The sequence below is a fragment of the Rhodococcus sp. 06-221-2 genome (assembly GCF_002258365.1).
GTDB lineage: Bacteria > Actinomycetota > Actinomycetes > Mycobacteriales > Mycobacteriaceae > Rhodococcoides > Rhodococcoides fascians.
Map to the genome: position 1 here is coordinate 452,478 of NZ_NOYJ01000016.1, position 19,936 is coordinate 472,413.

The window sequence follows — 19,936 nt, forward strand, 5'->3', positions numbered from 1 at the left end:
CGGGGGTCGGCATCGCAGTGAGGACGCCGATCCCCGAGCCGCACCAAGGAGACAACCACGATGTCCTCATCGAATCCGCGACGCGAGCTGACCGATCACGACCTTCGAGTCGTGCTGCGAGTTCTGACCGGCATTCATATCGGCCCCGAGGCGCCTGCCGCAGCCGAGTACCAAAAACCGCAGACGCCACGCTTTTCGACGGGTAGACTCGATCCCCGCAGAACACCTACGCCGAATTATTCACGCGCAGGCGGTAATTGAGTTTCCTCGATTGTTTGTGGGTAGGTGGCGGCTTTGGCAAGACAGGGCGGACGCGATCTCTCGAGAGCGCGTGACAAGTTCTTCGTAGAGAACGAGTTCGACGACGCGGTCCGAGACCAGATCTCGTTCTCGTGGGAACGATCGCGCGCACTGAACATCCAACCCGACATTCTGCACCTGCCCTTCGTTCGCGAACCCGACTTGGACAGCCCTCTCGTCGTCGCCGCAGCGCCCGTACTTCGCCAGCTCGCAACAGGTTTGGTGGACGAGCCGATCTCGGTGATCCTCACCTCGGCCGACGGTGTGGTGTTGGACCGCGTGGCCGGTAGCAAGCCACTGCTGGACAATTTGGACAACGTCAATCTCGCACCGGGCTTCAGCTACTCGGAAGAATATGCCGGAACCAACGGCATCGGCACAGCGCTCGAGACTCGCCAACCGACTCTGGTCTACGGAGCCGAACACTACGTCGAGAGCTTGGGCGGGTTGGTGTGCGCCGGCGTCCCCATCGTTCATCCCATATCCGGACTCGTCGTCGGCGTTCTCGACGTGACCGGGTGGATCGACGACGGAGCTCCACTCCTGGTGACACTTGCGCAATCGGCGACGGCACAGATCGAAGGTCGACTGCTGTCCCAATCGAGTCAGGAGCAGACCGCTCTGCTCAACACCTATCTCAAAGCGTGCCGGCGATCCCAACAGGTCGGAGTTCTGGCACTCGGCGACGACATCGTCCTGCTCAATCGCAAGCTACGCAATGCCCTTACCCCGCAAGACCAAGCCGCCTTGCTCGAGCACGCCGTCGATCTGAGCGTCCACACCGACAACAGCAAGTATCTGCTGACCCTGCCCGGTGGGCAGACCGTCAGGTTGTCGCCGTTCCACGACGACGCCCTTGCACCTCGACACGGTGTGGCGGTGTACCACGCCTACCTCAACGACACAGCCGGTCCGGCGGCGATAGCCATCGAGGGCATCAGGTCGCTGCCCGGCATCGTGGGAGACAGCGCATCGTGGAGGCGCGCGACCCGAGACGTGTCGCAGTGCGTTCGCAGGCACGAATGGGCCGTGGTGGCAGGCGAATCCGGCTCGGGCCGATTCGCGGTCCTCAAAGCTGCGGCGCAACAGCATATTTCCAGGGGCACACACTTCGTCACCGCAGCCGAACTCGCCGACGGGGACGCAGGGATGCGGGCGCTCGAAACCGAGATCGAACAGGACGAATTCAGCGTCATCATTCGCGACCTCGACCTGGTTCCGAACTCTGTCCAGCAAGAGATCGCGAGCCTGATTCAAGGGCGCGAACACGCCGGATGGATGGGAGCCACCATCGGAACCGGTACGCAGAGCGCCGGAAGCGAGGCACTGATACTTCCCTTCTTCGGCCACACCGTGCACGTACCCGCCCTTCGACACCGCATCGAAGACCTCCACAAGTTGATTCCCTACCTACTGCGCCAAGTCAGTCGCGGCCAGGAGCTGTCACTGTCCGCGGCTGCGGTCCGTCAGCTGACCAAATACAGCTGGCCCGGCAATGTCGGACAGCTCCGCGACGTGCTCCAGCAGGTCGTGCAGAGTCAACGTTCAGGGGTCGTCGAGGCAGACAAGCTGCCACCGTCCGTCCGGGCGGTAAGCCGCAGAACCCTCACCCCGATAGAGGCAATGAACCGAGACGCAATAGTGCGCAGCCTCGAGGAAAACGGTGGGAACAAACAGGCCGCCGCGGATGCCCTCGGAATGTCACGGGCCACGATCTACCGAAAAATCCGAGAATTCGGGATCGAGTTCTAGACAGACCAGATGCCGAGCCGGCCGCAGCTCGGATGCTCGACGAAAAAACCCCGAACCGCATCGCTGCAGTTCGGGGCATCTTCTTCTGTGCGCCCGAAGGAATTCGAACCGAGTGGGTTGTGGGTTCGAGCGACCTCGAAGGTCTAGCTCAGTCCAACCACGTTTGCCCGCCCAGGTGTCTGCGTGATCGGACACATTGACGAGGTCGTATCGACTGCGAGGAGCCGGGTGCGCTGGCGCAATTTGGCACGTGCACTCGGGGCCACCCGCGCCACGAGACGCCTCGTGGCACTGCGTCGATGTTTCCGGCTTCACTCGGCTGGCGCTTCAGCGGTGCCGAACAGGAGCGGACCACCGCCGCAGGGGTTTTGGCGATCGGTGTTCGACTTCATATCGGAAGGCGTCCAGCTGATTGAAAACCTGCGCACCAAGCCGCCAAACGGGCACGAATACGTCACACAGCGTCCGATCGCGGCGTTCCACGCAGGCGCATGAGGGTGTTGTCTGATTCAATATCGCCATGACTGGGACGCGGAGTAACACACAAATTGGCCACAAGGTTGGTGACAAAGTCCAAATTCGACGCGAAGGAGGTATCAGCAAAGGGACCCTTGTCGAAGATTTCGCAGACTCGTTGATTCCCACTGAGCAGCTCGGGCGAGAGTGGGCACAGCCACACCGGTGGGCCGTTGCACTCGATACGGGTGTGCTCGTATTCGCGGACGACAGTGATGTCGTCGCGGGTGACGCCGTCAGGGCACAGTGACATCGATGACCGCGAGTGAGCCGGCGGCAACGCCCGCTTCACTGTCGACGCGGTAGCCGCCGAATGCGGCAACACTCGAGCTCGTGCACGGCGAGAGCACTAGCCGCTCGGAATTGTTCTACGACAGCAGCTATCGCCTGCCGACCCGATGGACTGGGTTCGGAGGGGACCGGGTCTCGGTCCTCTGGGGGGCTGTCCCTGACCGCTGTCGAACGCCCGCGCCCTGTGCGGAGCGGCCTGTCCGTGGATTGGTCGGTGTGAGATAGTCCCGTCTTCCGGCCCTCCAATTGTGTTGCGAGAGAGGGCAGCATTGGTGGTGTGATGAAGGTACTGATGTGGTGGCTATCTGCGCGCCGCAGGGCCGCGCGGGTAGAGATCGCAGCCGTGGTGGAAGAGGCGCGAAAGGCGTTGATAGAGCATCAGAAATTGGCGCGGACTGCGCAGATTACTGGCAGTGCCGACGATCAGTGGGCTGCGGACGAAGCGCGCAGACGGTGTCAGCATCAATGGTTCGCGATCGGCGACGCAATGCGGGCTCTACCCAAGCGTGAGCGTGAGCTGGTCGAGGTATGGGACCGGGCAGCCGCCATGGCGTGGTGGCACCGCACCAGTGACCGTCAGGGATGGGCATGCTTCGAAGCTGCAGCGGCACAGGTGATCGCAGCTCTACCGGGCGGCGTGGACTCCGATGCCGTTGCGGCTGTGATCGAGGCGAGTGCACGTCGTTTCGACGTTGAGCTGCAGCGGCGGAGCGATGTAAATCCCGGCCCGTCGACACCGAGTGGGCCCGAGCTGATCGACCAGGAAAAGCTGGTACGGCTGCTGCGCGAAAATCTGCTGGAGGTACTCGCAGACGAGTCCGGCTCGGCGCGGGCGGACATGGCGTTGCGGCATCTCGAGCCTTGGCTGTGTGAGTCAGTTGTAGAGCTGGCGAAGCCACAGTCGCAGCATCGTCTGCGCGAAATCCTCGATCGGTGGCGCGCACTGCGCGCGCAGTTCTCCCCGCCCCGGATTGGTGGTCCGAGCGATCCCACACCGGCGCGAGGCGAGTGACCGCACGTTCCCCATCCTCGCTTGCCATTGAGACCGATCTTGGTCGCGTCGGATACAGCCCACCCTCACGGGCACGGTGAATGCGATTCGGCCGTGTTCGGGACTGGCAATTGTGAGCCCTGCCACCCTCGTCCGGTAAGCAAACCGCCTGGTCCACGACTTGCCGAAATGTTCTTGTAACTCCAAGTACGGCTATTCGTGGGCCATTCGAACCTCGCGAACTGGTCGAATGCCGGTGTGGTGTTGTAGCGTGCCATCCAAAATGATCAGCAAACATTCAGCAACATCGATAGTCCTGGCCTTTCCGGTCCGCCGAGGGAGACAACAAAATGGAAACAACGACAAGCAGAACGTCCACATCGAGGACGGCGCGGAGCCGCCGCACGGTGAAGAGAATCGCTATTCCGGCGGTTCTTTCGACGTTATTGGCCGCGGGTTCGCTTGCGTTCGCAGGCAGTGCAGCAGCAACCCCGACGCCATTGGCCGACAAGTTTTCGAGCACGGTCACCGATGACGGATGGATCCTCGATCTCACAGCGAGCAAACTATCGGCGAACCCAGTTCCGAACCTGGCGACTACGGCGTTCACGCGCGAGGGGTTCGTGTCGGCAAAGGTGACCGGCACCGTCGCCGGTGCCGGTGATAGCGCGGTGAAAACGGGGTACATCGAGCAGGGGTTGCAGATCGGGTGTCAGATCGATGTCTCGTCCGGTCTCGGCTTGGGACTTGGCTTTTCGTTCGGTCCGTCGGTGGGTGTGTCCATCTCTGGGGTTCCCTCGGCAAATATCGGTGTCAATGCTTCGGTGAACCCGAACATCCAGGCCACCATCGCTCCAGGAACGATCACCACGATTCCGCTCGGCAAGAAGAATCTCGAAACCTCCAAGGCCTCGATCACGGCGGAGAACGTGCATGTGAAGGTCGATGCCTGCCTGGGACCGGTCACGATCCGCTCCTACGCGCAGTTCGCGGTGTCGACAGCGACCTCGGACAACAGTGTTTTCGTGTACTCCGACCCCACTTGGCTCTGACCGACGTCTCGATTTCATCGAAACAGCACTGAGGCTGTTACCCAACAGTGTTCGAGCCCATCGAACCTGATCATTCACAGGGAGTACTCCATGTTCGACGCACGTATGAACAAAGCCGCGGCTGTGGCCGCAGCAGCGACGACTGTGGTCGGTGGCGTTCCCGGTTGCGGATATCTCGAGTCCCGCGTTTCTGTCTGGTAGAGAAAGGCATTCACTTTCGATGACCACTTCACCGGCCGACCCGATGACCCCACCGACCCGCCGCGTCGGCGCAGCACGGAACCAGATGTCGACGGCGGTGATCGCGACACTGTTCGGGCTCGGGTTGCTGATTGTGGCGTTCGCGGTGATCGGACACCTCGCCGGGTGGGCTGCCGATCACGGGACGATCCTGGTGTATCTGGCGTTCTTTCTGTGGATGTCGATCGCCGGACGGGTGTTCTGGTGGGGCGCAGACAGAGTGGTTGCCACGGTCCGGAAGACGGCGGCCCAGGACCACCGATGACACCGGAACCTATATCGAAACCGCCTGCGGAAACGAGGAAGCCGGCGCTACGCAGGTCGGTGGCGGGAGTCCTCGCTGCCGGAGCATTGTTGACCGGGACCGCCTCAGTGATCGGTGCCGCGATCGTGCTCACAGCAGGGCCGGCGTATGCGACACCGGAAGAAGATTGTGTGGCGGTGCGGGCGCGGGATCATCAGATCTACCTGAACCTGATTGCCTCCTTACCGCCGGGCTCTCCGATCCCGCCCGAGTACATCAACCCGTGCCTGACCGCACCGCCCACGACCACGACTGCTCCGCCGACGAGCACCGCGGGATTACCGGGCGCGCAAGCACCCGGCGGTGGCCCGAACGTCGGGGCGAACGCACCGACGAACTTTCCCACCTACAACGGCACCCCCATCGTGCCTGTGCCCGTGCCTGCGCCCGGGGTGGCGCAGACCGCAACACCCGGCGCACCAGCAGCCCCAGGTGTCGAGAGTCCTGCAGGCGTCCCGGCTGCGACGGCGACCAGTGGTGGTGCGCCGACATCGTCGCAGCCTGCTGGATCGACTGCACCCACCGCGGTACCCGATCGTGGCCCCGGGCCGATACCTGCCAATACCGCACCAGCGCAACCGGTTTCGGAAGCTGGATCCTCGGTAGCCGGGGAGGGTGCAGATCGTGACAGGTATCTCGAACTCGTGTTGGTCGGTGCCGCCGCGTTCACCGCAGCCGGGATCGGAGTGCGTGGGCGGCCCGGACCGTTCAGCCCTCGGACTCCGGAATCGATTCTCTCCCAAGCGGTCGGCACTGTTGCTTCGCCGTTGATCGCGTATGCCCCTGGTGGGCAGTCGAAGATCACCGTCCCCGATCCGGGTGGGGGTCGCCGCACGTTCTTCCTCATCCACGACCCGTCGTCCTCGCACGAATCGGTGATTCCTGTCGACGTGCCGCCCGGGGGACGCATGTCGGTCGGTCCGGACGGTTCGGTGACCGTTGTCGACGCCGACGGAAACCCGGTGTCGACGGTCGCCGCGCCGTGGGCGTACGACGCCGACGGCACACCGATTCCCACGCACTACGAGATCCGCGACGGACACCTCGTCCAAATCGTCGACACCGTGGGCATCGAGAACATTCTGTATCCGATCCTGGCCGACCCCTTGTCCGGCGGTGAGAACGCAGCCACCGGCAGATCGATCACCGCGACACCGTTGTACAACGGGCAGGATGCGATCAGCGGTCAACCCGGCGGTATCGCCGTCGTCGGTGCTCCCGACCCCGGATACAGCCCGTACCAACCGACCACCGACACCGTCAAAGACGGTACCGACCTCACCGTCGACCAAGGCGGCGGCACCACCAAGCGCTACACCGGCACCGGCACCGATGCCGGTCTGCCGTACACCACCGAAGCCACCACCGACACCTATCAGCAAATGGCCGAAGACCAAGCCACCGCCGAGCAATCCGCTGACGATGCTGCGACGCAGGCCGAGGTCGAACAACAGCTCTCCGCGGCCCCGACGACAAGCGACTCCCTCTCCCGCGCCGCCGGTGCTGTCGCTATCGGCGCAGTGGGGGCCGGTGAGACTGGTATCGGAGTCCCTGCCGCCATCGGACTCGCAGTCCTCGCCGGAGGCTTGTTCATCGCGGGAATGGCGCTCGACCGCGGAGACGGACGAGACCTCGGCGGACATTACGCCGACGGCAACGACGGCCGGAGCGGCAAGGAAGCCGAACAAGCCGCACTCGACGAACGTGAAGAGCTAACCGGCGAAACGATCGAACGGCGACAGGTCCGGTCCACTGTCGATGGAGCCAGAAACGGCAGGTACTACGATGGGCTCGCCGAAAACCCAGACGGGACGTACACCGCGTACGAAGTCAAGAGCGGAACCGCTCGTAAAACGGCCGGCCAGCGCGCGTTCGACGACCTCGTCTCCCCGGAGAACCCCGCAACCGCCACACTGAACGGCAAGACGATCAAAATAGTCGAAGTCCAAGACCTAGCGGGATGATCACTCACTTTTCAGACGGCACTCAACATCCAAGGAGCTCAATGTTTCTGTTCGTGTCCAACGGCGGCAAACAGCAATCCATTGCACATCGAATCGATTTTCCATGGCAGTTCGGGCAGCTACTCTCGCGGTTCGATGGAATGCAGCGGTCTGCGTTGACGGTCTCGAAGGTCCCAGAGGGCCGGTACTACGAGGATCTCAGCGACGACGAGAAAACCGCGATGAGCGAAAGCTACATCCAAGCAGCTGGGTCAGCGCGAGCGATGTCGGTCGAATTGAGGTTTCCCATCGACGGTGTTCATCGCCTGTTCGTCATCGGCCGACCCGGCCCTCGTCATGGCGAACCCACCGTCGGAATCCCCTTCTTCAGCGGCAAACGCTCCCTCACCGTGTACCCCGAAGAGGTGTTCACCGCTGACGATGCCACGCAGTTGTTCTTCGATTGGGCCACCACCGGAGACATCGACCGCACGAAGCACCATCTCCGCGAATTCGACCTCGACGCTTTCTACAGAACCTGAGACCTCGTCGACTGCTCCGATCCGACCGGGCGTGCACCCGACTTGTGGTTGCCCGCATCGACGACTGAGCCGGGCGCGCTCGAGCGCGATCACCCCGAAGTCGCGGCTTCCGATGTTGCGGTGTCCGTCAGTGCCGCCGACCCCAGAAACGTTGAGCAACAATACTATTGGAAGCTCCCTGTCGGCAGGCGGGCCATTTTCCATGGTCCACCTGCCGGTCATCACCTGAGCTATTCGCTGGAGACGTCGACCAGCACCTTGCCGAACACCCACTCAGGAGCAGCGATGACCAGGAACCCTCTTCGTGAGGCGGAGGAGAACAACCCCCACGGGGTGGGGGCGTTGACCGATGGCGAGGTGGCTCAGTTCACGGCGGCGGTGGAGTATTTGCGGTCGGTGATTGTTGCTGCGTTCGGGGTGGAGTGGACCGACCCGGTGTTTTCCGGTGACGGGTACGTCGTGACCGAATTCCCACGCAGTCGTGGTGGGTACTTCACCGGGTATCAAGGGGTGCGCAAGGTTGTGCGTGGGTATGCGGTGATGTCGGGCGATGAGCGCAACCTCGAGGGTGGGTCGGTGACGTTCGGCCGGTTCGAGGATGCGGTGAAAGGCTACGCAGCGGGGGTGATTCGTCCGTTTCGGATGCCACACCGTGGCCCTCAGCTGGGCAGTGTGGCGTGGATGTGGAACGGCACGACCGGGCCCGGTGTCGTTGCGCACCAGTTGAATCGGTCGAATACACAGTTTCGTTATTTCCTCGACGAGGAGCCGAGTGCATGGCTCGAAGGGGGGGCGGAGTGGGGCTGCGTTGTCGCATGGTTTGGGTATGTCGGTTGCGGCGTTCATCGCGGTGATCGTCGCGCATCCGAAGGTGACTGCCAAGGATGCGACAGCATGGCCGAAACCGGTGCGACCCTGACCCTTCGACCCGGTATGGCTGGTTCGGCATCGTGAGAAACACATCCAGTCAGGAGCGAACATGACCAGGAACCCTCTTCGTGAGGCGGAGGAGAACAACCCCCACGGGGCGGGGGCGTTGACCGATGGCGAGGTGGCTCAGTTCACGGCGGCGGTGGAGTATTTGCGGTCGGTGATTGTTGCTGCGTTCGGGGTGGAGTGGACCGACCCGGTGTTTTCCGGTGACGGGTATGTCGTGACCGAATTCCCACGCAGTCGTGGTGGGTACTTCACCGGGTATCAAGGGGTGCGCAAGGTTGTGCGTGGGTATGCGGTGATGTCGGGCGACGAGCGCAACCTCGAGGGTGGGTCGGTGACGTTCGGCCGGTTCGAGGATGCGGTGAAAGGCTACGCAGCGGGGGTGCTCGATTCGTTTCGGACGTGGCGCAGCGGCCGTTACCTGGGCAGCGTGGCGTGGATGTGGAACGGCACGACCGGGCCCGGTGTCGTTGCGCACCTGTTGGGTCGGTCGAATACTCAGTTTCGTTATTTCCTCGAAGAGGATCCGAGTGCATGGCTCGAGGGTGACAGGGTGGTTGCGACGTTGTCGCATGGTTTGGGTATGTCGGTTGCGGCGTTCATCGCGGTGATCGTCGCGCATCCGAAGGTGACTGCCAAGGATGCGACAGCGTGGCCGAAACCGGTGCGTCCCTGACCTTCTCGACCCGTATCGATGGACCGGTCAGACCGGCATCTCCATCCCCACCGGCGGCAGGGGCCCCAACGGTGAGAACAACGGGAGTGTGCGCGCCGCGTCAGCGATGAACGCATCTTTGGCGTCGGTCTTTCCCCTGCCGGGATACAGGTCGGCAATGCGTCGCATACGCAGCCCGGGTAGGTAGGCGGCATCGATTCCGCAATCGCAAGCAACCACAACCGGGTGTGCGCCGATGTTGCGTGGTCGGTCGACGATCACCAGCAGCTTCCCGTGACGGCTCAGATCGTCGAACATTCGCCGCAACGCGGCCTTGTCTTGACGATGAGCTCGCCGAGAACCCGACGGGACGTACACCGCATACGAAGTCAAAAGCGCGGAGCGACCGGAGACGAACGGGTTCCTATGTGGTCGGACCGTCCAGCTGGGCCGTTCGCGTGGCAAAACGGTGCGGTGTCTGCTTTGATTTCGATATGTCTGCAACGCGAAGTAACACTTACATTCACGATTCTGTCGACATAAAAGCTCAGTCGCGACACAATCCAGTCGCTGCTGACGGAAAGCCGGGGGCGACGTGACGGGCGGGGGTCTCGAACTGAGCGATGCGCTGGTCGCGTTCGCTGTGCAGTGGGAGCCGTTCGGGGGCGCGTCGCCTGCTGATGTCTTTGTCGAGTTCGGGATCGACATCGATGAGTATCGGCGTCGTTTGTTCAGTCGATTGTGCAGGCCCGATCGGGCGCTGGTCCCCCTTGATGTGCACGGGCGACTCATCCGGTACGCCCTCGAGCCTGCGGAATCCGAGCCCAGAGTCGGTGAGTAGTGCACCGCCGCTGATCTCGCCGCGACTGTTGTGATGCGGGCGCTCGGGTAGTCTTCGCGGTCTGGGTCGTGAAGAACCGACAGGGCAGGAATGTTCGTGAAGCAGGTGCAGTGCGTGTTTCGGTCGCTACTGGGTGCTGATCCGACTGCTCAGCGTTCGTTGAGCGATCCGGCTGCCGCGCGAATCGTCGACGAGGCGATCGAGGCGATCGCGGTTCTCGGTTGGCGTCGTATGACGATGAGCGATGTGGCCAAACGCGGCCGTATCGGACGCGCGACGCTGTACCGCTACTTCGCCTCCAAAGACGAACTGCGCGATGCCATCTTCCTGCGGGAAGTCAACCGCTTCATGGACGCGTCTACTCGAGCGAGGGCCAGCACAGCCTCCGTGGAGGATGCGCTGACCTCGTCACTGGCGATTACGCTCGAATTCGTCCGTGACAACCGCATGCTGAACAGGCTTCGCGAAACCGACCGCGAAATGCTCCTGGAGGCCCTGTTCGACGACGACCTGATCGCAATGGGACGTGAATTCTCCGCACAGCTATGGAAGACCCAACTCCACGGCGAGGCACCGGTCGACGAATCTGTCATGACGCATCTTCGGACAGTCAGTGAGATCACCACCCGGCTGACGTTGTCGTTGATCGCCAACCCACAAACCGTCGTCGACTTCACCGCACCCGACGCGTCCCGTGCCTACGTTCAGCGGTATCTGCTGCCTCTGTTCCGCCCGTCCACGAACTTCGGGCAGGCGTAGACCTGCCCGCTGCAGTAGTGCCTTGAACACGTTTTTCGCATCGATGACCCCACCCTTGGGCGTGGCCTGCGCCATCGACAACATGGCCGAGCAGACGACATAACCGCCTCGGCAGCCCTTCTTGTGCCTGTCGTTCTTCGATGCTAGCGTCACCGACACTGAGACAGACTACGTATGACTGTCTCACTACGGAGGGTGTCAGATGGTTCGTCGCGCAGTGGGGAAATTTGGTTTCGGTGCGATCACCGCGGTCGCCGCGAGGCATTCCTGGTGGGTCGTCGGCATCTGGCTGATCGCGGTCGCCGCTCTCAATGTCGTTGCGCCACAGCTCGAACAGACGGCGACCGAGAAGTCTGCAGCGATCGTTCCCTCCGATATGCCCTCGACCCAGGCCCTGGTTCGAATGGCGGACGACTTCGACACACCGGCATCGACGGCCGTCGGTGCTGTCGTCCTTGCCAGCGACAACGGGTTCGGTGAGCAAGAGCAGAAGTACTACTCCGAACTGATCGCCCGCCTGTTGGCGGACCGCGACCATGTGGCTTTCGTTCTCGATATGTACGGCGATCCCGCTACCCGAGACTTCGCGGTCAGCCCCGACGGCAAGGCCGTCACCGTGACGGTCGGTGAGCAGGGCGATATCGGTACCGCCGACGCGCATCGATCCACCGAGGCCATCCGTTCGACGATTACAGATGTCGCGGCACCCGAGGGGTTGGATGTGCACTTCTCCGGTCCGGCACCGACGGTGGTCGACGAATTCATTGCGGTCGATACTTCGATGGTCCTGATCACGGCGGTGTCGGTGCTGCTGATCACGTTGATGCTGGTCATCGCGTTCCGGTCGGTAGTGGCTGCGCTGATTCCCCTTCTGACCATCGGCACCGCGTTGGCGGCATCACGGGCAGTGGTGTCTGCACTGGGATGGAATGCGATTCTTCCGGTCTCGACTCTGACGGTCACATTGATGACAGCGCTCGTCCTCGCGTCCGGTACGGACTACGCCATCTTCCAAACGGCGGCGTATCACGACGCGCGTCGTCGCGGTGAGACTCCGCTGCGTTCGGTCGTCGCTGCGGGCTCGAACGTGGGAGCCGTTCTGACGGCATCGGCATTGACCGTCGCCGCCGCCGCAACGTCGATGGTCTTCGCCAAGAACGGAATGTTCACCACCTCCGGGCCGGCGATCGCCATCGGTTTGATGGTCACCCTCGCCGTGTCTGTGACCTTCACTCCCGCGTTGATCGCGATTTTCGGACGCCGCGGATGGATAGAGCCGCGAGTCTCTCACGAGCGGCAATGGCGCAAGCGCGGTACCCGAATCCTGCGCCGCGCAGGCGCGCTCACCGCAGTGTCGGTTCTCGCCCTCGTAGCGTTGGCCGCACCAGCGCTCGGCATGGTCCCCAACGGGGACGACAGCGCCATGATCATGGGCGACGCCGACTCCACGGCGGGATACGACGCGGTGTACCAACACTTTCCGGCCAACGAGATCGTCCCGGAATACCTGGTGATTCGCGCCGACCACGACCTGCGAACCACTACCGATCTCGCAGCATTGGACCGCGCCGCCGTCGCAGTGGCGGACCTGCCGAACGTTGCGTACGTGCGGTCGTTGACCCGGCCGAACGGCGAACCGCTCCCCGAGTCTGCAACCGGTTACCAAACCGGCATGATCGGCAGCCGCCTGGGTGCGGCGCAGGGCCAGATCGCCAACGCACAACCCGACCTCGAGCGATTGGCATCCGGCATCACCGAACTGCGAGACGGAGCGCTCGATGCTCAGAAACAGCTGCCCCAATTGGTCGACGGAACCAATCAAGTTGTTGCGCTCTCGAATTCGGTAATCGATCTGCTGCCTACCGTCACGGCTCTGACCACCGCCACCACTGCCGACGGCCGAACCCTCGATCAAGTACTCGGCCAGGTGCAGTCGCTGACCGGCACGCTCGGAACCCTGGCCTCGGCCATCCAGGCGAACCAGGGTGCGGTGAACGACTTCCAGAATGCGCTGGCCCCGTTCGCTTCTCCCGAACCGTCGCCGCAGTGCGCCGTGAACCCGGGCTGTACGGCCGGGCGCGCACTGTTCGATCAGCTCGACGCCGCAACCTCGGGCGCACTGACCGCAGCCCTGTCCGCATCCGAAGCCGTCACCGCGCTGCCACCCGACACCGTCGACACCATCGACAGCGTCCTGCCGACACTTCGCAACGGACTGGGCGAGATCGATTCGCTAGTCGCATCTCTCGGCGGCCGCACACCGCAATCGATCCGGTCCGACCTCGAGCGACTCCAGGACGGGATGTCGGCACTGGCAACAGGAATGGACCAGATAGCCGGTGGCCTCTCTCAGGCCAAGGACGGCACAGACACCACCGTGGCGCTGACCGGACAACTCTCCGACGGCCTCGGCGACGCCGCGAACTATCTGGCATCCATGAGCCGAGATACCTCCACCGGACCCGGATCGGGATTCTATCTACCTCCGAGCGCCCTACAGGACCAGCGATTCGTCACCGGAGCGAAGTTGCTGATGTCGCCGGACGGTCACGTCGCACGTATGTTGGTGATGCAGGAGGGAAACCCCTACAGCGCCGACAACATTGCCACTGTCGGTGACATTTCCCAGGCCGCACGAAACTCGTTGCAGGGCAGCACTCTAGCGGACTCCGAGGTCGGCTCCACCGGCCTCACCTCGATCACGGCCGACATCATCGATCAAGCAGAACGCGATTTCCTGCTGATCGCGATCGTTGCTGCGGTCGCCGTCTTCGTCATCCTGGCAGGCCTCCTCAGGAGTCTCGTCGCACCAGCGCTACTCGTGACTACCGTATTGCTGTCCTTCGCCACAGCTGCCGGCATCAGCGTCCTACTGTGGCAGCACCTCATCGGAATCGGCCTGCACTGGTCGGTTCTACCGGTGTCGTTCATGTGCCTGGTCGCCGTCGGAGCCGACTACAGCATGCTGTTCGCCTCACGAGTTCGCGAGGCCAGCGCCGGCGGCACCACCAGTGGGATTCTGCGAACGTTCGGAACCACCGGCAGCGTGATCACCACTGCGGGAGTGGTATTCGCAGTCACCATGTTCGCCCTGATGTCAGGTTCGGTGGTGCTACTGCTGCAAACCGGCTTCACCATCGGTGTCGGACTGCTGATCGACATAGCCGTGGTGCGCACCGTCATCGTCCCCGCAGCACTGCACCTGCTCGGCAACCGAATCTGGTGGCCCTCGGCACCAGCAGCGCAGAACCGGCACATCCGAGCACATCCCGGTCACCCGTGATGCCATGGCAACCGCCCCCATCTACCCAGCATCCGACAACAACCCTCATTGTCTCGAATGCGAGGAGAAAAATATGCATTGCGCTCTCGAACAGCAACTCGTACTCGCGCGCAGAGGCACCCCTGATTCTGCACATCGAAGCGTACGCCGCCGTAGACACTCGAGTCCACATCGAAGTATCGAGTCCTCACCGATTCGCGCCGAACACGAACCCATCACTGCCAAAGCTGATTTCGACAAGCGGATGGTCTCAGCTATCGAGTGGGCACCGTTCGGCGGCGGAACAGCCCGCGACATCGCCGCTGTCCATGCGATGACGGTGACCGCGTTCTACGAAGAAGTACTGTCGTTGGCCGACAGCGAGGAGTACCGCCGTAAGTTGCCCAGGATTGTGCTCGAGCGCGTAACCGAGACGGCACGTCTTCGCCTCCGCCGAGAGCGGTATTCGACCAACACAAGCCAACACCGACCGTAGCCCTGATCCACCGAACCTGGGGATCTCGACGACCCGATGAAAGCAGCTGCACAGCCCCACACCCACCAAAACCTTTGGTAGAAGCCCGATTGGAAAGATGAGACAGGAGCGAACGCAATGACCGGAACAGCCGTAGTGACAGGAGCAGGACGCGGAATCGGGAGGACTATCACCGACCGATTGTGCCGCGAGGGATGGACGGTGTATGCGACGGCTCGTTCGGATGCACACATGCAGGAACTGTCCCAACTGGATCGGGTTGTTCCGATCCGAGTCGACATCACGGACGACGATGCAGGCGAGGTACTCACAGAAAATGTTCCTGCGCGAATCGACGCGCTGATCAACAATGCCGGATACGCGCTGACGGGACCACTCGAAACGGTATCGGCCGACCAGCTGATGAGTCAGTTGGCCACAAATGTGGTCGGTCACCACAGAGTGACCCGAGCCCTGCTTCCCAACCTACGCGCAAACGAAAACGAGAATGCAGGCCGGATTGTCTTCATCTCATCACTGAGTGGATTGTTCGCGATACCGGGCAATGGTGCGTATACCGCATCGAAGTACGCGGTCGAGGGGCTCGCCGACACCCTGCGTATGGAACTACGACGGTGGAGCATCGGAGTGAGCTTGATCGAGCCCGGGACCACACGAACCGACATTTGGACCGGCATGTCGAACGACTTCGATGCCACCGTCGCACAGTGGTCCGACCGCGACAAGGACCTGTACCGGCCCGCCACCGACAAGATGCGTCGACTCATCCCCCTGCTGCAACGAAGTGCCGTTGCCCCCGAACGCGTCGCCGACGCAACACTGCGAGCACTGACCGACAAACGACCCCGACGCCGCTATCGATGCGACCTTGCCAGCCGCATACAGATCCACGCAATGGCCCTCACGCCCGCCACTGTCACCGATCGATTACTGGCCCGTGCACTCGCCTGAGTCGTCGCGCGCACATTCCTGGGCCTCAGCAGTACAGCCCCCGGAATGGCGGTGGACACCCGTCGATCCCTAGCCAGTTGCGATCGGACACTGTTCAGCAATCGCCGCTCGATTCGAGGATGCGCACGCTCCGTTCGAGGTTGTGAAGCACGTCGACCTCCCGAGCAGCGTTGTCGCCAACCCGCCCGGACCCGGCATAGAGGGTGATCGTGCTCGTCACGGTGCGCCCAGGAATGGAGACAACAGAGCCTGGTGCGATCGGCTGGTCATGATCGGACAGTCGGAAGGCGACGTGGACGCCGGGAGTCGCTGTCGGTGGCCACATCGCGGCGTTGATCGCCGTGCAGATCAGGACATGAAAATCCCGCGAGCGGAACCGCGGCCGACCGGTCACCACATAAACCAGCGTTCTCGAAGTGAAATCGGGGTCGCCATACGGAGGGGGCAGAGGAAGGAAGGCGACCGCTTCCCAGGTCTTGTACGAATCGAGCGCACGGTTGTATGCGAAATCCTCTCGTAAGTGCGGCCGGGCGTCGAGAGCCAGCGAGTACAGAAACCGAGCAGCGAGCTCGGCATCACCGCGATCGACCGTGCCATCGGAAATCCCCCGGAGCTGGACCGCCACTCTTTCGGCCTGGAAGGCCGACATCGCAATCGGGGCGTCGTCGCCGTCACGGATGGCATTGAAATGGTCGGTCACAGTGTTCCGGGGGCTGAGATGATCGACGGGTCGCAACCCGGGCTGAATGGTGTCGGCTCAGCGCTGTAGTCATCGGTACGGCCGGTGGTGCGCGCGTTCCGCTCGAATTTTTGGTGCTCGATCGACGCGATTCGCGCTCGTACCACCAACTTTGCAATTCGAACGCGTGCGGCTCGGCGGCCCGCAGGCGGCCACGACACCCACAATTTCCTCACGACAACCATGATGCCCTCCCACACAACGCGATTGGACGTGAAAAACGAAGGACTATCTCACACCCGTACGGACTCGACGCGACCTTTGCGTCCGTTGCCGGCCGCTAGCCGGCCCGGCAGAGACATACGAGTCCTGTTACGCACATACCTATTTGGAGACCACAGATTCTCTCGCTTCTACGTGCCCTCGGTCGACGAGTCGGCGCTCGGCCCGTTGTCTTTCCACGTTGCGCGAAGAGGGTCACCGCAGCTTGCCGCACTTACCCGGTTTGCGGACAGCTACTTTTCCGCTAACGTATGTGTGTCGGCGTCGAACACGCAGACGACGTCGGCCGCACCGGGCGCGGGGAGCCTTCCCCCGGGGTCTCGATACTCGCACCCGGTGCGCAAGTAGCCGAAATAAACTGACCAAAAACGATATACCCGGATCGTCGGAGTGACAGAGTTGTGTTCGGAAGAACCGACTCTTCGTCGTGTGACAACCGAAGCACAGACCACCCCAAGCCCTGAACAACGAGGCCACGGTCCGGGCTAACAGTCAGCGACACCTACATGGTGCCACGGGACGGATCACAGTCCTCGCGCAGCGCTCACCTGGTCGCCGCGTACCGCAGAAGTCGCCGATAAACGCCGGGGTCCAGGTCATACGCCGTGGTACGAGTCAAGATGCGGTGCAGCCGAGCTCGGAACTCGTCGACAGACAGGCCGAAGCACAGCAGAATCTCCGAGGCGTCCGCACCGCCGTAAGGCTCCCACCTTCTGGCGAAGTCCAGGACAACGGCATCCTCGGTTTGTCGTGGCATCATCGGGTAAACCTTTGCTCCAGAAGAATCAAATTGCTCCAGCTAACTCTAGGCTATCAGCCAGCCGACTGTCGACACTCGTTTGCATTCGCAAGCGCCCTGGCGCCCGTAATCGATACGCACCCGGCCGGCCAGTCGAATGATGTTCATACTGAACCATTGTCGAGAACACATACGCTCTCGACGTACGGACGACGACCACACTCATCGACAGGCTGCTCCACACCTCACACTGGCCACCGTCAGCCAGGCAAGCAAACAGCAAGCAGTCGGCGTTCCATGTCACAGGCTTCCCAACGGCCCCTTCTCTCACCCACGCGATCAGCCTGAGACGTGTAAATAGCTGGTAGGTTGCCATGTGGACACCATGGTGCGACATTGACACATGAAACGATGTGCATTCGCAGACAAACTACTTCGCACAGTGGCGCTCGACATCGACAGATGTTCATGCATGTTCGGTAACGGATCGATAGCTGCGTCGATATGCAGGGAGTGAAATCAGTGCGGACCACGCTACGACCCACCATCCACTTCCGGGAGGGTGGCCGCTGGATACTACTGTCCGTGCTCGCCCTGCTGGCTGTCGCAAACGGGGCCGGACTCACGTTGGCGAGGTCTGCTACCAACGACAGGCAGGCCACGGAGTACACCTCATGGTGGTTTTTCGCGGCCCTCGTTGTCGCTATCCTCGGGCTCGCATCGCTGGCTACGCCGAACGCCGGAAATGCCCGCCATTCGATCGCGCTGTCGTGTGCCGCCACGTTGCCGCCCTGCACCCTGGTCACCCAAGGACTCGCGATGCTCCAGATGTGGGGCCTGGTGTCGATTCTGTTCCTGGCCATATATATTCGAGTCTTCTACCCGGCTCGAACTGCCCGCTTACTCGTCTGTGCACTGGCGGCGACAGCCGTAATATCGGCAGTACTGTCCCCCACGCCATCACCTCTGGTATGGATCGGTTTCTATCTCGTGAGCGTATCCGTGGCGGCCGAAGTATTCGGTGCGATGGGGGCGACGCTGATAGATGGTGCCTTGCGTGACCCCTTGACCGGTGCACTCAATCGAGCAGGTGCGGCGCACGCGGCAAGCCACCTCCTGGCGCGCACCAGGAAACGCGGCGAGAACTTGGTCGTCATCGTGCTCGATGTCGACGATTTCAAAGCCGTCAACGATTGCCACGGGCATGCAGAAGGCGACCGCATCCTCGTCGAGTTGGCGCGGTCGTGGATGACGTCGCTTGCCCCGTCCGACGTGTTGGTTCGCTTGGGGGGTGACGAATTTGCAGTTCTCACAACCGGTTGCAGTCGATCCGAAGCAGAGGCTCTGGCATCCTCGCTGGTCGATGGCCATGTAGTCGAAGTGTCCTACGGAGTGGCCATTGCCGAGCCCGAAACGGACCCGTACGGAATTCTGATATCGATCGCCGACTCGGAGCTGTACTGCAACAAGCGTTTTCGCCGAAACCATTGCGACGGCACCAGCGGTGGCAACAGTTGCGACGCCGATCCGCCGATTGCCATCTGAGTGCCGAGAGCGAGAACGACACATCGATCGAGGTGGTGAAGATTCGCTCCGAGACATTCGTCAACTTCGCAATACGCTGGGCTCGACTCGGTGGGGCAGACGAGAAGACCATCGAGGAGACATTCGGAATCTCAATGGATGAGTACCGGCGGCGGCTGCGCCTGGCGCTCACACTGACCGACAGTTCGATCCTCTCTCCTGAAGAACGACGACGTCTTGTGCGTTCGGTCCGCACTGACGGCCCGCAGTCGAAACGAACCGGGCAGCACTAGCGGCGCTCCACCCGGCCACTGGTCGAAACGACAGCATTTACCTCGCGGGTGGAGAAGTCGGGGTCTCGAAAAGGTAACATCACGACCCGGAGCTATCGGGCGGTTATCCCGACGCTCATCACCACCACCGAGGAGGGCTTGGGCAGTGCCGACGCAAGGGTCTTTCGCGGAGCGATTGAACAAGTTGTTCGAATCGATTCATCCTTCGGGACGGAAGCCGTACACGAATGCCGATGTTGCCGAAGCCCTGGCAGCGGCTGGTCACCCGATCTCGAAGCCATACATTTCGCAGTTGAGATCCGGTCATCGAACCAACCCCTCCAACGAGACAGTTGCCGCGCTGGCCCGCTTCTTCAAGGTCAAGCCCGACTACTTCTTCGATCCTGTGTACGAGGCGTCGGTGGACCGCGACCTGGAGGTATTGTCGCAACTCCAAGGCTATGGCCTGCGACGACTGTCCACGCGAGCATTCGACCTATCCGAGGAATCGCAGAACCTGTTGACCGCAATGGCGGAGAAGCTGCGAACCAGCGAGGGGCTGCCCGCAGTTCCCCCGGATGGATCGGACTGACTCCTTCCGCTGTCGCG

At 62.2% G+C, this 19,936-nt stretch carries 17 protein-coding genes and 1 pseudogene; 14 read left to right on the plus strand and 4 right to left on the minus strand.

All coding sequences use genetic code 11. The features are described 5' to 3' along the window. Positions 1-285: 285 nt before the first annotated feature. Together CH281_RS09685 and CH281_RS09695 are read left to right on the plus strand one after the other, a co-directional pair. Positions 286-2,052, plus strand: a complete 1,767-nt coding sequence (locus CH281_RS09685; protein ID WP_032392920.1) for a sigma-54-dependent Fis family transcriptional regulator — start codon at positions 286-288, stop codon at positions 2,050-2,052. A 1,084-nt stretch (positions 2,053-3,136) separates the two neighbouring features. Beyond that, positions 3,137-3,871: a hypothetical protein gene (locus CH281_RS09695; RefSeq protein WP_143544780.1), complete on the plus strand. Its 735-nt coding sequence runs from the start codon at positions 3,137-3,139 to the stop codon at positions 3,869-3,871. 277 nt (positions 3,872-4,148) lie between these two features. On the opposite strand, the gene CH281_RS27265 is transcribed toward CH281_RS09695, so the two are convergent. Next, positions 4,149-4,379 carry a hypothetical protein gene (locus CH281_RS27265; protein WP_230598449.1) on the minus strand — a complete coding sequence of 77 codons (231 nt, stop codon included), beginning with the start codon at positions 4,377-4,379 and terminating at the stop codon, positions 4,149-4,151. On the opposite strand from CH281_RS27265, the gene CH281_RS09700 reads away from it, so the two are divergent. From CH281_RS09700 to CH281_RS09725, 6 genes are all read left to right on the plus strand, one after another. Beyond that, entirely contained in the window at positions 4,351-4,902 is a 552-nt protein-coding gene (locus CH281_RS09700; RefSeq protein ID WP_371828552.1) for an MspA family porin, read from the plus strand. The genes CH281_RS27265 and CH281_RS09700 overlap by 29 nt on opposite strands. Before the next feature lie 220 nt (positions 4,903-5,122). Further along, positions 5,123-5,407, plus strand: a complete 285-nt coding sequence (locus CH281_RS09705) for a hypothetical protein (RefSeq protein WP_052053679.1) — start codon at positions 5,123-5,125, stop codon at positions 5,405-5,407. Beyond that, entirely contained in the window at positions 5,404-7,410 is a 2,007-nt protein-coding gene (locus tag CH281_RS27270; protein WP_230598440.1) for a hypothetical protein, read from the plus strand. Before CH281_RS09705 ends, CH281_RS27270 begins: the two co-directional genes overlap by 4 nt. Positions 7,411-7,451: 41 nt before the next feature. Beyond that, positions 7,452-7,931, plus strand: a complete 480-nt coding sequence (locus CH281_RS09715; RefSeq protein ID WP_052053680.1) for a hypothetical protein — start codon at positions 7,452-7,454, stop codon at positions 7,929-7,931. A gap of 120 nt (positions 7,932-8,051) precedes the next feature. Beyond that, entirely contained in the window at positions 8,052-8,885 is an 834-nt protein-coding gene (locus CH281_RS09720; RefSeq protein WP_143544781.1) for a hypothetical protein, read from the plus strand. 25 nt (positions 8,886-8,910) lie between these two features. Next, on the plus strand, positions 8,911-9,543 hold the full coding sequence (locus tag CH281_RS09725) for a hypothetical protein (protein WP_094693949.1): 633 nt from the start codon (positions 8,911-8,913) through the stop codon (positions 9,541-9,543). An 81-nt stretch (positions 9,544-9,624) separates the two neighbouring features. On the opposite strand, the pseudogene CH281_RS09730 reads toward CH281_RS09725, so the two are convergent. Continuing rightward, a pseudogene (locus tag CH281_RS09730) lies at positions 9,625-9,858 on the minus strand (IS110 family transposase); the annotation flags it as partial. Positions 9,859-10,459: 601 nt separating this feature from the next. Here CH281_RS09730 and CH281_RS09740 point away from each other — a divergent pair. The 4 genes from CH281_RS09740 to CH281_RS09755 all read left to right on the plus strand — a co-directional run bounded on the left by CH281_RS09740 (position 10,460) and on the right by CH281_RS09755 (position 15,831). Next, complete coding sequence (locus CH281_RS09740) at positions 10,460-11,122, plus strand: TetR/AcrR family transcriptional regulator (RefSeq protein WP_179274154.1); 663 nt, start codon at positions 10,460-10,462, stop codon at positions 11,120-11,122. Positions 11,123-11,324: 202 nt separating this feature from the next. After that, positions 11,325-14,405 carry an MMPL/RND family transporter gene (locus CH281_RS09745; RefSeq protein ID WP_094693951.1) on the plus strand — a complete coding sequence of 1,027 codons (3,081 nt, stop codon included), beginning with the start codon at positions 11,325-11,327 and terminating at the stop codon, positions 14,403-14,405. 244 nt (positions 14,406-14,649) lie between these two features. After that, positions 14,650-14,880, plus strand: a complete 231-nt coding sequence (locus CH281_RS09750; protein WP_094693953.1) for a hypothetical protein — start codon at positions 14,650-14,652, stop codon at positions 14,878-14,880. A gap of 117 nt (positions 14,881-14,997) precedes the next feature. Beyond that, entirely contained in the window at positions 14,998-15,831 is an 834-nt protein-coding gene (locus tag CH281_RS09755; RefSeq protein WP_032366505.1) for an SDR family oxidoreductase, read from the plus strand. 94 nt (positions 15,832-15,925) lie between these two features. Here CH281_RS09755 and CH281_RS09760 read toward each other — a convergent pair whose 3' ends face one another. Beyond that, the gene (locus CH281_RS09760; protein WP_032366506.1) at positions 15,926-16,531 is read right to left on the minus strand and encodes a hypothetical protein; all 606 of its coding nucleotides are present in this window, start codon (positions 16,529-16,531) and stop codon (positions 15,926-15,928) included. An 805-nt stretch (positions 16,532-17,336) separates the two neighbouring features. Further along, the gene (locus CH281_RS09770) at positions 17,337-17,552 is read right to left on the minus strand and encodes a DUF3263 domain-containing protein (RefSeq protein WP_032366508.1); all 216 of its coding nucleotides are present in this window, start codon (positions 17,550-17,552) and stop codon (positions 17,337-17,339) included. 501 nt (positions 17,553-18,053) lie between these two features. On the opposite strand from CH281_RS09770, the gene CH281_RS09775 reads away from it, so the two are divergent. Together CH281_RS09775 and CH281_RS09785 are read left to right on the plus strand one after the other, a co-directional pair. Further along, entirely contained in the window at positions 18,054-19,076 is a 1,023-nt protein-coding gene (locus CH281_RS09775; protein ID WP_162247544.1) for a GGDEF domain-containing protein, read from the plus strand. A 417-nt stretch (positions 19,077-19,493) separates the two neighbouring features. After that, positions 19,494-19,919 (plus strand): helix-turn-helix domain-containing protein, encoded by a 426-nt coding sequence (locus CH281_RS09785; protein WP_032366510.1) that lies wholly within the window; start codon positions 19,494-19,496, stop codon positions 19,917-19,919. Positions 19,920-19,936: the final 17 nt, after the last annotated feature.